Origin of the sequence: Pseudomonas sp. G34 (genome assembly GCF_031119625.1) — a bacterium.
Classification (GTDB): Bacteria; Pseudomonadota; Gammaproteobacteria; order Pseudomonadales; family Pseudomonadaceae; genus Aquipseudomonas.
This window is the reverse complement of sequence record NZ_JAVHZV010000025.1, coordinates 1-15,480: the sequence shown is the minus strand read 5'-3', so window position 1 is coordinate 15,480 and position 15,480 is coordinate 1. Positions and strand designations below refer to the sequence as shown.

The following is a 15,480-nucleotide window of genomic DNA, read 5'->3' as shown; positions in this document are numbered from 1 at the left end:
GTTCCCGGCTCCGGCACCACCGCGGTGATGCTCGGCGCTCTGACGCTCTACAACATCACCCCCGGCCCGCTGCTGTTCCGCGACCAACCGGACATCGTCTGGGGCCTGATCGCCTCGCTGTTCGTGGCCAACATCATGTTGATCATCATCAACGTGCCGATGATCAAGGTGTTCACCAAGATCCTTGCCGTGCCGTACTGGGCCCTGGTGCCGGCCATTGCCATCATCACCTCGATCGGCGTCTACGCGGTGCACGCCACGGCGTTCGACCTGTTCCTGATGATCGGTATCGGGGTGGCCGGCTACATCCTGCGCAAGATGGACTTTCCGCTGTCGGCGGTCCTGCTGGGGTTCATCCTCGGCGGCATGATGGAGCAGAACCTGCGCCGCGCCCTGTCGATCTCCAATGGCGAGCTGGGCATCCTGTTCTCCAGCCCGATCACCTGGGGCGTATGGGCACTGATCGTGTTAATGATCGCCCTGCCGTTCTATCGCACCTGGCGCAAGCGCAGCCAGCGCAAGGCCGACGCGGCCAATGCCTGATAGCGTCAACCCGCACGGCAATCCCAAGCACCTGCGCAACTGGTGGCTCACGCCACTGGTTGGCGCAGTCGGTGGTTACCTGGCCAGCCTTGTCGGCTGGCCTTTGCCTTGGGTGATCGGCTCGCTGCTGGCGGTAATCCTGCTGCGCTGCAGCGGCATACTCAGCCAGGAAATGCCGGGCGGCCGCCAGGTCGGCCAGTGGCTGGTAGCAGCCGGAATCGGCCTGCATTTCACCAGTGAAGTGCTCGAGCAGGTGCTCGGCAATCTGCCGATCATCCTGTTCGGCGCTTTCGCCACCCTGGCGCTCAGCGCCATCGGCGTCGCCGGCCTGCGCCGCGCCGGGGTGGATCGCGCCACGGCGTTCTTCGCCAGCATGCCGGGCGGCGCCAGCGAGATGGTCAACCTGTCCCGTCGCCACGGCGCGCAACCGGCACGTATCGCTGCCGCACACAGTGTGCGCCTGCTGATGGTCATCCTGCTGATTCCAGCGCTGTTCACCTGGGGGCTGCCCGCCGTCGAGCCGGCGCCGGCCATGCCGGTGGACTGGTTCTGGCTCGCCATCCTGCTGCCAGCAGGCGCCCTGCTGGCCTTGCTGTGGCGCCGCCTCGGGCAACCCAACCCGTGGATGCTCGGCCCATTGACACTGTGCGCCGCGGCCAGCGTGACCTTCGACCTGCATATCGGCATGCCGGGCTGGCTCGGCCAGCTCGGCCAGTGGCTGATCGGCTGCGCCCTGGGCTGTCATTTCGACCGGGCATTCTTTCGCAGTGCACCGAGCTTCCTGGCGCGGGTGGTGCTATTCACCTTGCTGGCCATGGTTGCCACGGTTGGCCTCGGCTCGGCTATCGGCTGGCTGAGCGGGATCGACTCGGTGTCGCTGATGCTCGGCATGATGCCCGGCGGCATCACCGAACTGTGCCTGACCGCGGAAGCCCTGCAGCTATCGGTGGCGCTGGTCACGGCGCTGCAGGCCCTGCGCCTGTTTCTGGTGATGTTTCTGGCGGAACCCTTGTTCCGGCTGTGGCAGCGGCACTCGCCGCTGCCCTGATCTCCCTTGCCCGACCCTGAGTCGGGCTTTTTTTAGCGGATATGTCCGCGCGCGTGCGGTCGACATGGCTGGCGTACCCTTGCCTGGTGCGCACCTCGAGAGGAATTGCCATGCCCGCTTACCTGAAAAGCCTGTGCCTGCTGCTAGCGCTCGGCCTGCTGGTCAGTGCCTGTAGCAAGGCCGGCCTGGCCTATCGCAACCTGGACTGGGTGATTTCCTGGCGGGTGAATCAGTACCTGGATCTCGATTCGCAACAGAAGGCCTGGTTCAAGCCCAAGCTGCAGGAGCACCTGACCTGGCACTGCAGCACCGAGTTGCCCCGCTATGTGGACTGGCTGCAGCGCACCCAGGACCTGGTTCAGCAGCCTGCGCCGGATGCCGGCCAACTGGAGGCCCAGATGATCGAGGCCGAGCAGGCGTTCCATGCCGTGCTGCAGCAGACCAATCCCACCGCTGTCGCCCTGCTCGCCGGTCTGCGCCCTGAACAGGTCGAGCAACTCTATGCACGGATGGAAAAGGATAACCGCGAAGACCGCCAGAAATTTCTCGAGCCGCCTCTGCAAACCCAGATCAGCGAACGCGCCGAGCGCCTGGAAAAACGCCTGAAGCCCTGGTTCGGCACCCTCAACGACGCGCAACAGGCACGCATTGGCCAATGGGCCAGCGAACGCCGCGAGCAGAATCGCCTGTGGTTGGAGAATCGCGCACGTTGGCAGGGCGAGTTTCGCCGTGTGCTGGATCAGCGTGACGCCGCAGATTTCGCGCAACGCATGACCCACGTCCTGGAAAACCGCCGTGGTGCCCACGACGAGCAAACCACCCAGGCCTATGAACGGTCACGCCAGGCGATGGCAGCACTGCTCGGCGACCTGCTCGCAGCGGCAGACGACCAGCAGCGCACCCGGGTAAAGGAGCGCCTGGCGTCCCTGCAAACCGATCTGGCCGGGCAAATCTGTACCGGCTGATCAACCCTAAGAGCCTGTTCACGATCTTCATGCCGGGCTTTATCTGTGTTGACTGCAACGCGGCGGAGCAGCCGGTCACTGCGTAGGGTGGACAACGCTCTTTTTGCCCACCATTGCGATCGCAGGGTGGTGGACGGGTGAAGCGTCGTCCACCCTACGAAAGGCCGCTATCGCCTTGTAGCTGCCCGTGCGCATGCCCAGAAAGATCGTGAAACAGGCTCTAAACCGGCGGCAAACGCCAATCGATCGGGGTCAGCCCGTGCTGCTCGAGAAACTTGTTGGTACGGCTGAAGTGGCCATTCCCGATAAAACCGCGATGCGCTGACAACGGCGATGGATGTGGCGAGCGCAGCACCAGATGTTTGCTGGTATCGATCAAGCGCTCCTTGCTCTGCGCATGGGCGCCCCAGAGCAGAAACACCAGGTGCGGGCGCTGCTCGCTGACCACCGAAATGATCCGGTCGGTAAACGGCTGCCAGCCTTTGGCAGCATGGGAGCCGGCGTTGCCACGCTCGACGGTGAGCGAGGTGTTGAGCAGCAACACGCCCTGCTCCGCCCAGGCCTGCAGATAGCCGTGGTTGGGAATATCGATATTGAGGTCGCGCTTGAGCTCTTTGTAGATATTCACCAGCGACGGCGGCGTAGCCACGCCCGGCTGCACCGAAAAGCACAAGCCGTGGGCCTGGCCCGGGCCGTGGTAAGGATCCTGGCCGATGATCACCACCTTGACCTGATCGAGCGGCGTGGAATTCAGGGCATTGAAGATCAGCGGGCCCGGCGGATAGATTTCCTTGCCTGCGGCCTTTTCCTGACGCAGGAAGTCGCCCAGCGCACTCATGTAGGGCTTGTCGAATTCCTCGTGAAGCGCCTGTTTCCAGCCGGCTTCCAGCTTGACCTTATCTGCGGCGGACATGCCTGCTCCCGTAATCGATGGAATCGGCACGCTAGAGAAGCGCACAGATCAAGTCAAGGCAACGGCGGGGCGCAAACACGTGAAGTGGTTGGCATCCGTAATTTTTTAGACCAAAAGCGAATCACACGAACAGCCGATAAAAGCGTAAAACGGAGCGGCCAACAGCATAATAAAAACAAGGACTGCACCATGAAGCGACTCCTCGCGTTTCTGGCCCTGTGCACGGCGTTCAACGCCTATGTACAGGCTGCCGACCCCATCACCCTGGGCCTCAGCTACCCGCGCACCGGCAGCTACAAGGAAGAGGGCCTGGCGCAAATGCGCGGTGCCTTGCTCGCCATCGACGAGCTCAATGCCCAGGGTGGTGTGCTGGGCCGCAGCCTGCGCCTGTCCAGCCTGGACGACGCCTCGAAACCGGATAAAGCGGTACGCAACGTCGACAAGCTGGCCAAGGAAGGTGCGGCGATGCTGTTCGGCGGCGCCTCCAGCGCGGTGGCCATCGCCGCTGGCAAGCGCGCGGCGCAGCAAGGGCTGCTGTACTTCGGCACCCTCACCTACTCCAACGACACTACCGGCAAGGATGGCCACCGCTACATGTTTCGCGAGTGCAACAACGCCTGGATGAGCGCCCAGGTGCTGGGCCAGTACCTCAACAAGCAGTTACCCGATAAACGCTATTTCTACGTCACGGCCGACTACACCTGGGGCCATACCACCGAAAGCTCGCTGCGCCAGACCACCAAGACCGAGGACTCAGCCAAGCACCCAGGCCTCAAGGTGCCCTTTCCCGGCGCCAACCTGGGCGACTACCAGAACGCGCTGACCCAGGCGGCGGCCAGCAATGCCGAAGTCCTGGCGCTGGTGCTGTTCGGTGAAGACCTGGTGCGCGCCATGCGCATCGCCAAGGACCTGGGCCTTACCTCACGCATGCAGATCGTCGCACCGAACCTCACCCAAAGCATCGTCGAACAGGCAGGCCCTGGCCTGATGGAAGGCGTGGTCGGCACCGAACCCTGGACATGGCGCGTGCCGGAGCTGGAGAACTCGGCGCCCGGCAAAGCCTTCGTCAAGGCCTACAGCGAACGCTACGCGATGTACCCGTCCAGCTCGGCTGCATCGGCCTACAGCATCGTCCAGCAATGGGCGGATGCGGCCAAGCGCGCCGGCAGTTTGGACAGCGAGGCGCTGATCAAGGCGCTGGAAGGCCACAGCTACACGCTGCTCAAGGATCGCCAGCAATGGCGCAGCTTCGATCACCAGAACATCCAGACCGTTTACGCGGTGAAAGTGAAGCCTCGCGCCGAGGTGCTCAAGGATCCGCTCAAGCAGGATTACTTCGAAATCGTCGAGCGTCTGGATGGCGGCACCGGGCTGCCCGACCTGGCCACCTGGCAGACCGAACGGCGTAACGCCGGCCAGCCTTTGGCGCTACAGTAAAGACAACACCGCTGAAGAGGACGCCCCATGAGTACGGCACTTGAACCCTACAAACCCGGTATCTTCGACCTGACCCACAAGCTCACCGTGGAAAAGCACGGCCACACCGCGCTGCTCACCATCAACAACCCGCCCGCCAATACCTGGGACCGAGAATCGCTGATCGGTCTCAAGCAGCTGATCGACCATCTGGATCGCGACGATGACATCTATGCACTGGTGATCACCGGCCAGGGTGGCAAGTTCTTCTCGGCCGGCGCCGACCTGAAACTGTTCGCCGATGGCGACAAGGCCCGCGCCCGGGAAATGGCCAGCCGTTTCGGCGAAGCCTTCGAACGGCTCAGTGCCTTTCGCGGTGTATCCATCGCGGCGATCAACGGCTATGCCATGGGCGGCGGCCTGGAATGCGCCCTGGCCTGCGACATTCGCATCGCCGAGCGCCAGGCCATGATGGCCCTGCCGGAAGCCAGCGTCGGGCTGCTGCCCTGCGCCGGCGGCACCCAGAACCTGCCCTGGCTGGTGGGCGAAGGCTGGGCCAAGCGGATGATCCTGTGTGGTGAACGGGTCGATGCCGACACGGCGCTGCGCATCGGCCTGGTGGAACAGGTGGTGGATACCGGCGAGGCACGCGGCCACGCGCTGCTATTGGCCGCCAAGGTCGCCAACCAGAGCCCGGTGGCCGTACGCGCCATCAAGCCGCTGATCCAGGGCGCGCGTGAAAGGGCGCCGACGACCTGGCTGGCCGCCGAACGTGAACGCTTCGTCGACCTGTTCGACGCCGCCGATACCCGCGAAGGGGTCAACGCCTTCCTGGAAAAACGCACGGCCAAATGGCGCAACCAGTAATGCTTACCGGCAACTGCCTCTGGAAATGCACATGAATGTCACCTTTGAAGAACGCCCAAGCCTGCATGGCTACCGCATCGCCATCGCGAGCCTGGACGCCCCCGCCAGCCTCAACGCCCTGTCATTGCCAATGATCGATGCCCTGCAGGATCGCCTGCAGGCGTGGGCCGACGACGCCAATATCGTCTGCGTGCTACTGCGCGGCAATGGCGGCAAGGCGTTCTGCGCGGGCGGCGATGTGGTGCAGTTGGCCAGAAAATGCCTGGCCACCCCAGGCGCAACACCTGAACTCGCGGAGCGTTTTTTCGCCCGTGAGTACCGCCTCGACCATTACCTGCACACCTACCCGAAACCGCTGCTCTGCTGGGCCCATGGCCATGTGCTGGGCGGCGGCATGGGGCTGCTGCAGGGCGCCGGGATTCGCATCGTCACGCCGAGCAGCCGCCTGGCCATGCCGGAGATCAGCATCGGCCTGTTTCCGGATGTAGGCGGCAGCCACTTTCTATCCCGCCTGCCCGGCAAGCTGGGTTTGTTCTTCGGGCTGACCGCCAGCCCCCTGAATGCCCGTGACGCCCTCGACCTGAACCTGGCCGATCGCTTCCTGCTGGACACCCAGCAGGACGCCCTGATCGAGGGGCTGGTGCAGCTGAACTGGCGTGACCAGCCTGGCCTGCAGTTGCACAGCCTGCTCAAGGCCCTGGAGCAGCAGGCCCATGGCGAACTGCCGGCCGCACAATGGCTGCCGCGGCGCGAGCGCATCGATGCGCTGCTCGACCAGGCCACCCTGCCACTGAGCTGGAATGCCCTGGCCAGCCTGGAAAATGACGATGACGCCCTGCTCGCCAAGGCCGCCAAAACCATGCTCGGCGGCAGCCCGTTGACCGGTCACCTGGTCTGGGAGCAGATCAGGCGCGCACGGCACCTGTCATTGGCGCAGGTCTTTCAGATGGAGTACGGCATGAGCCTGAACTGCTGCCGCCATCCGGAATTCGCGGAAGGCGTGCGCGCCCGCCTTATCGACAAGGATCAGACGCCGCACTGGCATTGGCCGGAGGTGGCCAGCGTGCCAGCCGAAGTGATCGCCGCGCACTTCACGACGCCGAGCGATCACCCACTGGCGGATCTGGCCTGATCGATCAGCGCTCGCGCAGGGCTTCGGCGCGGGCGCGGATGATCGGTTTGAGCAGGTAACTGAGCACGCTCTTCTTGCCGGTGATGATATCCACCGAGGTGACCATGCCCGGAATGATCAACAGCGGCCGCTCCTCGGTGCCAAGGTGGCTCTTCTCGGTGCGCAGCTTGATCAGGTAGAAGCTGTTGCCTTCCTCATCGGTCACCGTGTCAGCGCCGATCTGCTCCAGCGTGGCCTTCAGGCCACCGTAGATGGTGTAGTCATAGGCGGTGAACTTGACCACCGCTTCCTGCCCGGGGTGCAGGAAAGCGATGTCCTGGGGACGGATACGCGCCTCGACCAGAATGGTGTCGTCGATGGGGACGATTTCCACCATGTCGCTGCCCGGCTGAATCACCCCGCCGATGGTGTTGACCAGCAGCTGCTTGACGATGCCGCGTACCGGCGAGGTCACCAGGGTGCGGTTGACCCGATCCTCCAGGGCCCTGCCGGTGGATTCGATCTTGCTCAGGTCGGTGCGCGCCTCGTTGAGCTGGGTCAGCGCCTCGCTGCGAAAGCGCCCGCGGGTTTCATCGATCTTGCGCTCCACTTCCTTGATCGCCGCCTCGGCCCGCGGAATCGCCAGGCCGGTGGCCTCCAACTGACCACGGGCCTCCACCTCGGCGCGCTTGAGGCGCAGCACCTCGACCGGCGACACCGCCCCCTCGGCCACCAGCGGCTCGGACATGCGAATTTCCTGGCGCAGCAATTCCAGGCTGTTACGGAACTGTCCTTGCTTGGAGGCGTATTCGCGCACTTCCTGGCGCCGTTGGGTCAGCTGTTCCTGCAGCCCGGCGATCTCGTCCTGCAGCTGCTGCTGACGGCTGAGAAACAGCGCCCTTTCGCTCTGCGCCAGACCTGGCGCCTTGGCGGCAATATCTTCGGGAATGGCCAGCTCACGACCTTCGACCTCGGCGCTCAAACGTTCGACGCGCATCGCCAGGGAGAGGCGATCGGCTTCGGTCTCGCCAACGTTCGACGCAAAGCGCGTGTCATCCAGACGCAGCAATGGCGTACCGGCTTCGACCACCTGCCCTTCATGGACGAACAGTTCGGAAACGATGCCGCCCTCCAGGTTCTGGATTTTCTGTACCCGTGAGGATGGAATGGCCTTGCCGTCACCGCGGGTCACTTCATCGACCTCGGCGAAGTTGGCCCACAACAGGCAAAACACCACGAAGGCGATGATGCCCCACAGGGTCAGGCGCATGACCCGCGGCGCATCCTCGATGAGCGCCTTGCGTACCTCGGGCAACGGCTCGTCGCCCACTTCATCGCGGGGGCCGAAATACGAGGCGGCAGCGCGGTAAAAGCGCTGGAGCGAAGCCTTAACTGACACTGATCTGCCCCTTCTTCAACGCCTCCATGACGCTCTCTTTCGGACCATCGGCGATGATGCGGCCACGGTCGACGATGACCAGCCGATCGACCAACGTGAGCATCGAGGCGCGGTGAGTGACCAGCAGCAGCGTCTTGTTCTTGCTGATGGCGGCGAGGCGCTGCTTGAGGCGCTCCTCGCCGGTGTTGTCCATCGCGCTGGTGGGTTCGTCGAGCAACAGGATCGGCGGGTCGAGCAACAGCGCACGGGCCAGGGCCACGTTCTGCCGTTGGCCGCCAGAGAGGTTCTGCCCACGCTCGCCCACCTGCAGCTCGTAGCCGTTAGGGTGCAGCCGCGCGAACTCATGTACGCCGGCCAGCTCGGCAGCCTGCAGCACCAGCTCGTCCTCGACATAGCGCGCGCCCGATACCAGGTTGTCGCGCAGGGTGCCGGCGAACAGCTGGATATCCTGGGGCACGTAGCCGATGTTGTAACGCACGTCGCTGACATCCAGCTGCCGAACATCGATACCGTCGACCAGCAGGCTGCCGGCATCGGCCTGGTAAAGCCCGACGACCAGCTTGGCCAGCGAACTCTTGCCAGAGCCGCTACGGCCGATGATGCCGACCTTCTCACCGGGGCGGATCACCAGGTTGATGCCCTGCAGGGCGGCCTGCTGCTGCTCGGGATAGTGGAAATCCAGCTGGCGAAATTCGATGCCGCCTTGCAGCGTCTGGCGCTTGAGGGGCCGCTCGTCAGCCTGACGCTCCTGGGGCAGCTCCATCATATGGTTGACCGAATCCAGCGTAACCCGCGCCTGCTGGTAGCGGATCAACAGACCGGACACCTGAGCCAGCGGGCCGAGCGCGCGGGAGCTGAGCATGTAGCAGGCGATCAGGCCACCCATGCTCAGGTTGCCGGCGATGATCTGGTAAACGCCCAGCACGATGATCACCACACCGGCGAGCTGCTGCAGCAGCAGCGTCGAGTTCATCGCCAGGCTCGACAGCATGCGTGCCTTGAGCTCGAAGCGCCCCAGGGTGCCGATGGTCTGCTCCCAGATGTACTGGCGTTCGCTTTCGGCGTTGTTGACCTTCACCGCATCCAGGCCAGCCAAACTCTCGATCAGCCCGGACTGGCGTTCGGCCGCCAGGGCCATGCTGCGCTCCATGGTCTGCGCCAACGGCCTTTGCAGCGCCCAGCCGATCAGCGCGACCAGCGGGAAGGCGATGATGGGGATCCACACCAGATGCCCACCCAGGTAGGCGATGACCGCCAGAATAAGGATGGTAAAGGGCAGGTCGATGACACTGGCCAGCGTCAGGGAGGCGAGAAAATCGCGCAGGCTCTGAAACTCGTGGATGTTCTGCGCGAAGCTGCCGACCCTTGCCGGGCGATGCTTCATCGCCATGCCGATGATGCGTTCGAACAAGGTGGCCGAGACGATCATGTCGGTCTTCTTGCCGGCCAGGTCCAGGCACAGACCCCGTAATGTCTTGAGCAGCAGATCGAAGATGAACACCCCGCAAATGCCGATGGCCAGCACCCACAGGGTCGCCTCGGCCTGGTTGGGCACGACGCGGTCATAGACGTTCATCACGAACAATGGCGTAACCAGGCCGATCAGGTTGATCAGCAGGCTGGCCGCGACGGCGTCGATATACAGCCAGCGCGAGCGCATGAGGGTGTCACGGAACCAGGAGCCGGCCTGGGGAATCAGCTCGCCGCGGGTGACATCGAACTTGTGCTGAGGCTGGGCGAAGAACACCCGCCCGCTGTAGTCCTCGGCCAGGACCTCGATGCTGACCCGTACCTCGCCGCCTTCGGTTTCACTGGGCATGATCCGCGCCTGCCCATCGGCCTCCCAGCCGAGCAGCAGGGCGCTGCGCCCGTCGCGCAAAAGCAGCAGCGCGGGCAAAGCCAGTTCGGGAATTTTCTCGAGGTTGCGGCGCAACCAGCGGCCCTGCAGCCCGGCGCGGGCAGCGGCCCGCGGCAGCAGTTCGGCGCTCAGGCGCTGTTTGGGTAGCGGCAGCCCGGCAGTGAGCATCGCTCGGCTGACGGACTTCTGATGGAGACTGCACAACGACAGCAGACTATCCAGCAAGGGATCGTCGTAACGGTCGCGAGGATCGTTACGGGGCTGGGATGGATCAGGTTCTACTGCCACTACACATTTACCCTTTCCTAAAAAACCGAACTCTAGTTCAAGTTGGGTAGTTGCACATTAGTCTTCACCGTATCGAGCGGCACGGACGCCATCGGCGCCGCGATTCCCTGGCTCTTGAGCAGCGTACCGGTGGTCGCCTTGATACGGTAATGGGTGAACAGCTCGGTAAAGCGCACTTCCTGCAGGCGGCGGGCGGCGGTGAAGTACTCGTTTTCGCTGTCGAGCAGATCCAGCAAAGTACGCTCGCCGAGGCCGAACTGTTTCTGGTAGGAATCACGCACACGGGAGCTGTGATCGACGTATTGCTGGGCGATGGGCAGTTGCGCGCGGGCGTTCTGCAGCGCGTTCCAGGCCAGGCCGACTTCTTCGTTGAGCACACGCAGTGCGTTGTTGCGAATATCCATGGCCTGGTTGCTCAGGTACGCCCTGGAGCGCACGTTGGCGCTGTCGCTACCGCCTGCGTACAGGTTGTAGCGCATGCGCAACATCGCTTGCCATTCCTTGTTTTCCCCTTCCACGCCGTCGACGTTGTCGTTGAGGCCCGTGGACAGTTCCGCATCGAAGCGTGGGTAATAGACGCTCTTCGCTGCGGCGTATTGCGCCTCGGTTGCCTTCACGTCGGCCTCGGCCGAGCTGATGTTGGGGTTGTTGGCCAGCAGTTCGTCGCGTGCGGCGGTGAGGTTTTCAGGCAGGTGCACACCCATGCTGTCCGGCATGCTCAAATCGACAGGTTCGCGGCCCACCACGCTGAGGTAGGTGATCTGGGCATCGGCCAGATTGGTCTGTTCGGTGAGCAGGTTGTTGCGCGCCTGGGCCAGGCGCGCTTCAGCCTGATCGAGATCGGCCATGCGCCCTACCCCGCGTTCGCTACGCAGCGAAATCTGGTCATAGATGCGCTCATGGCTGCGCAGGTTCTCTTCCGCCAGACGCGCCAGTTCCTGACGCTGCAGAACATCCAGGTACACCTGGGCGACTTCCAGGGCGGTGCGCTCGGTGTTGGCCAGCAACGCATAGGCGCGGGCATTGACGGTAGCGCGCTGTCGGGCGACTTCGTTGCGGGTGGCGAACCCGTCGAACAGCATCTGCTGGACGCTCAGGCTGGCTTCGGAGCGATTGAGCGTCCGGTAACCCCTGTCATCGGCGGCACGGGTGCTGTTGTTCTCGGTGCCTTCGCGACCATAGCCGGCCCGCACGTCGACACGCGGCAGATAACCTGCTCGCGCCGCTTTCATGTCCTCTTCCACCGCCAGCCGCGCATTGATGCCGGACTGGATTTCAGGGTGCACGCTGAGGGCGTTCTGCATAGCCTCGGTCAACGTCTGCGCCTGGGCTGAAACGGAAATGGCGAGGGCAAGAGGAAGCGTGGCAAAGAGGCGCATGGTCGGTAAATTCCCTGTGAAAGCCCACATGTTTATCACTATTTATCAAGTCGCTAAGCAACTGGCCGAAGACTATCATTGCCACCTGAACTTCGCTGCCCTGTGCAAGATAAAACCGGGCAAACTATCAAAGTGACATCACTGGTTCCAATTGTTTATGATCAGATACCTAGGGTCAATGCTCTGGCGGCAATCTCGAAACAATATTTTTCCGCCAATTATATGACGACGCGTTTTCAGCAGTATCCGCTATAAATCGGTATAGCCGCATTTCACACGTTTTACCTCGCGCACGCGCATGGAGCTGGTTATGAGCATTTTCGCCGCCGTCATCAAATCATTGATTGGCCAAGTATTCGTCACCTCGGTTGACGGTGTGAGACGCCAGGTATTCGAGGGTGACCGTATCTTCGCGGGTGAGCAGGTGACCACGGCCGATGGCGGCTCCGTGACCCTGGAGATGGCGAACGGCGAAACCGTCCAGCTCGGCGCTAACAGCACCTGGCAGGCAGGCAACTCCGAGACGCAAGACGTCGCAGACGCTACCCAAGCGCCTCCCAGCGAACTCGAGCAAGCCCTGGCGGCAGGCATGGACCCCACCGTCGACCTTGAGCCAACCGCAGCAGGCCCTGGCGCGGGTGGTGGCGGTGGTAGCGCCGGCGGCGGCCACAGCGCGGTGATGCTCAGCGAGACGGCGCAGCGGGTCGATCCGACGATCGGTTTCCAGACAACTGGCCTCGGCACCCCTGGCTTCAACCTGATCGAAGACAACGATCCCGCCATCTTCACCACCGCGGCGACCACGCCCACACCAGACACGCCCCCAACAGACACAACCGCTCCGGCCGTGACCATCGGCATCGATCCGATAGCCGGCGATGACGTTCTCAACAGTGCAGAGCTCGGCGCCGCTACGACGGTCATCACCGGTACGGTTGGCGGTGACGCCCAAGTTGGCGACGCGATCACCCTGAACCTGGGTGGCAACCTCTATAGCGGTACGGTTATCGCCCTGGGTAACGGAACGCTTGGTTTCAGCATCGCGGTCAGCAGCGCAGACCTCGGCAGCTTCAACAGCATCAGCGCGACGGTCAGCAGTGCGGATGCAGCAGGCAATGTTGGCACCGCCACGGCCAGCCGGCCGTATACCGTCGATAACACTGCGCCGGTCATCACCGTTGATGCGCCAGCGATCAGCAATGACACGACCCCAACCATCACCGGTACGACCGACGCGCCGGTGGGCAGCACTGTCACGCTGACGGTCACCCAGGGCAGCACCGTCATCACCGTGACCACGCCGGTTCTGGCGGGTGGCACTTATACCGTCGATCTGCCGCAGGCATTGGCTGAGGGCCCGTATACCGTCGGAGCCCAGGTCACTGACCCAGCTGACAACACTGGCAGCGCTACAGATAGCGGCGCTATTGACACTACCGCTCCAGTGATCACGGTCGATGCTCCAGCTATCACTAACGACACTACGCCAACGATCACTGGTACCACCGATGCGCCGGTAGGCAGCACTGTCACGCTGACGGTCACCCAGGGAAGCAATGTTATTACCGTGACCACCCCGGTTCTGGCTGGTGGCAGCTACGCCGTCGATGTACCCCAGGCATTGGCGGAAGGTCCGTATACCATCGGAGCCCAGGTCACTGACCCAGCTGGCAACACTGGCTCGGCTACTGACAGTGGTGCTATCGACACTACCGCTCCGGCAATTACTGTTGATGCTCCGGCCATTACCAACGACACGACCCCGACCATCACCGGTACCACTGATGCGCCAGTGGGTAGCACCGTCACGCTGACCATCACCCAGGGCAGCACCGTCATTACCGTGACCACGCCGGTTCTGGCGGGTGGCACCTATACCGCCGATCTGCCGCAGGCATTGGCTGAGGGCCCTTATACCATCGGTGCCCAGGTCACTGACCCAGCAGGCAACACTGGCTCGGCTACCGATAGCGGTGCCATCGATACAACCGCTCCGGCGATCACTGTCGATGCTCCGGCCGTTACTAACGACACCACGCCGACAATTACAGGCACGACCGATGCGCCGGTTGGCAGCACGATCACGCTGACTATTACTCAAGGCACCACCGTACTGACCACCACAGCTACGGTCGTGGCGGGCGGCACCTACTCCGTTGATGTACCAGCTGGCTTGGCCGAAGGCCCGTACTCGGTTGATGCAACGGTCACCGATGCCGCGGGCAACACCGGCTCAGCTACCGATAGCGGCGCCATCGATACCACTGCGCCGCTGATTACCGTCGATGCACCGGCAATTACCAACGACACCACTCCGACCATCACCGGTACGACCGATGCGCCAGTGGGCAGCACCGTCACGCTGACCATTACCCAGGGCAGCACCGTCATTACCGTGACCACGCCGGTTCTGGCGGGTGGCACCTATACCGCCGATCTGCCGCAGGCATTGGCTGAGGGCCCGTATACCATCGGTGCCCAGGTCACTGACCCAGCTGGCAACACTGGCAGCGCTACAGATAGCGGCGCTATCGACACCACAGCTCCGGCGATCACTATCGATACTCCGGCCGTTACCAACGACACCACGCCGACAATTACAGGCACCACCGATGCGCCGGTTGGCAGCACTGTCACGCTGACCGTTACTCAGGGCACCAACACCTTTACCGTGAGCACGCCGGTACTGTCGGGCGGCACCTACAACGTCGAGCTGCCTCAGCAACTGGCCGAAGGCTCGTACTCTGTTGATGCAACGGTCACCGATGCCGCAGGCAATACCGGCTCGGCCACTGACAGCGGTGCTATCGACACTACCGCTCCATTGATAACCGTCGATGCACCGGCAATTACCAACGACACCACGCCAACGATCACTGGTACCACCGATGCGCCGGTTGGCAGCACCGTCACGCTGACGGTCACCCAGGGCAACACCGCCATTACCGTGACCACCCCGGTTTTGGCTGGCGGCACCTATACCGTCGATGTACCGCAAGGGCTTACTGAAGGCCCGTACTCCGTTGATGCAACGGTCACCGACGCCGCCGGCAACACCGGCTCGGCCACTGACAGCGGTGCTATCGACACTACCGCTCCAGTGATCACGGTCGATGCTCCAGCTATCACCAACGACACGACCCCAACCATCACCGGCACGACCGATGCGCCGGTTGGTAGCACAGTTACCCTGACAATTACTCAGGGCACCAATGTCATTACCGTGACCACCCCGGTTCTGGCGGGTGGCACCTATACCGCCGATCTGCCGCAGGCATTGGCTGAGGGCCCGTATACCATCGGTGCCCAGGTCACTGACCCAGCTGGCAACACTGGCAGCGCTACAGATAGCGGCGCTATTGACACTACCGCTCCAGTGATCACGGTCGATGCTCCAGCTATCACTAACGACACTACGCCAACGATCACTGGTACCACCGATGCGCCGGTGGGCAGCACTGTCACGCTGACGATTACTCAAGGCACTACCGTACTGACTACTACGGCTACGGTACTAGCGGGCGGAACCTACTCTGCCAACGTACCGGCTGACCTGGTTGAAGGGCCCTACTCCGTTGGTGCGTCGGTCACTGATCCCGCAGGCAACACTGGCTCGGCTACCGATAGCGGCGCCATCGATACAACCGCTCCGGCTATCACTGTCGATGCTCCGGCCATTACCAACGACACCAC

General features: G+C 63.0%; 11 protein-coding genes. 7 read left to right on the top strand and 4 right to left on the bottom strand.

Annotated features, from left to right (window positions below; all coding sequences use genetic code 11):
* The 3 genes from QYS36_RS16185 to QYS36_RS16175 form a co-directional block, all read left to right on the top strand.
* A partial coding sequence (locus tag QYS36_RS16185; protein WP_308840451.1) for a tripartite tricarboxylate transporter permease occupies positions 1-543 on the top strand: 543 nt, incomplete at its 5' end.
* Complete coding sequence (locus tag QYS36_RS16180; protein ID WP_308840450.1) at positions 536-1,591, top strand: AbrB family transcriptional regulator; 1,056 nt, start codon at positions 536-538, stop codon at positions 1,589-1,591. The genes QYS36_RS16185 and QYS36_RS16180, both read left to right, overlap by 8 nt.
* A 110-nt stretch (positions 1,592-1,701) precedes the next feature.
* On the top strand, positions 1,702-2,556 hold the full coding sequence (locus QYS36_RS16175; protein WP_308840449.1) for a DUF6279 family lipoprotein: 855 nt from the start codon (positions 1,702-1,704) through the stop codon (positions 2,554-2,556).
* A 220-nt stretch (positions 2,557-2,776) separates the two neighbouring features.
* Here QYS36_RS16175 and ung read toward each other — a convergent pair whose 3' ends face one another.
* Positions 2,777-3,469, bottom strand: a complete 693-nt coding sequence (gene ung / locus QYS36_RS16170) for a uracil-DNA glycosylase (RefSeq protein ID WP_308840448.1) — start codon at positions 3,467-3,469, stop codon at positions 2,777-2,779.
* Positions 3,470-3,658: 189 nt separating this feature from the next.
* Here ung and QYS36_RS16165 point away from each other — a divergent pair, with 189 nt between their 5' ends.
* From QYS36_RS16165 to QYS36_RS16155, 3 genes are read left to right on the top strand one after another with little or no spacing between them, the layout of a single operon-like run.
* On the top strand, positions 3,659-4,906 hold the full coding sequence (locus tag QYS36_RS16165) for an ABC transporter substrate-binding protein (protein ID WP_308840447.1): 1,248 nt from the start codon (positions 3,659-3,661) through the stop codon (positions 4,904-4,906).
* Positions 4,907-4,933: 27 nt separating this feature from the next.
* Positions 4,934-5,752: an enoyl-CoA hydratase gene (locus tag QYS36_RS16160; RefSeq protein ID WP_308840446.1), complete on the top strand. Its 819-nt coding sequence runs from the start codon at positions 4,934-4,936 to the stop codon at positions 5,750-5,752.
* Between the two features lie 31 nt (positions 5,753-5,783).
* Entirely contained in the window at positions 5,784-6,884 is a 1,101-nt protein-coding gene (locus QYS36_RS16155) for an enoyl-CoA hydratase/isomerase family protein (protein WP_308840445.1), read from the top strand.
* Between the two features lie 4 nt (positions 6,885-6,888).
* On the opposite strand, the gene QYS36_RS16150 is transcribed toward QYS36_RS16155, so the two are convergent.
* The 3 genes from QYS36_RS16150 to QYS36_RS16140 are packed head-to-tail and all read right to left on the bottom strand — an operon-like array spanning position 6,889 to position 11,787.
* Entirely contained in the window at positions 6,889-8,262 is a 1,374-nt protein-coding gene (locus tag QYS36_RS16150; RefSeq protein WP_308840444.1) for an HlyD family type I secretion periplasmic adaptor subunit, read from the bottom strand.
* Positions 8,252-10,408 (bottom strand): type I secretion system permease/ATPase, encoded by a 2,157-nt coding sequence (locus tag QYS36_RS16145; RefSeq protein WP_308840443.1) that lies wholly within the window; start codon positions 10,406-10,408, stop codon positions 8,252-8,254. Before QYS36_RS16145 ends, QYS36_RS16150 begins: the two co-directional genes overlap by 11 nt.
* A gap of 32 nt (positions 10,409-10,440) precedes the next feature.
* Positions 10,441-11,787 carry a TolC family outer membrane protein gene (locus QYS36_RS16140; RefSeq protein WP_308840442.1) on the bottom strand — a complete coding sequence of 449 codons (1,347 nt, stop codon included), beginning with the start codon at positions 11,785-11,787 and terminating at the stop codon, positions 10,441-10,443.
* Positions 11,788-12,097: 310 nt separating this feature from the next.
* Here QYS36_RS16140 and QYS36_RS16135 point away from each other — a divergent pair.
* On the top strand, positions 12,098-15,480 hold a 3,383-nt coding region (locus QYS36_RS16135; RefSeq protein ID WP_308840441.1), incomplete at its 3' end, for a retention module-containing protein.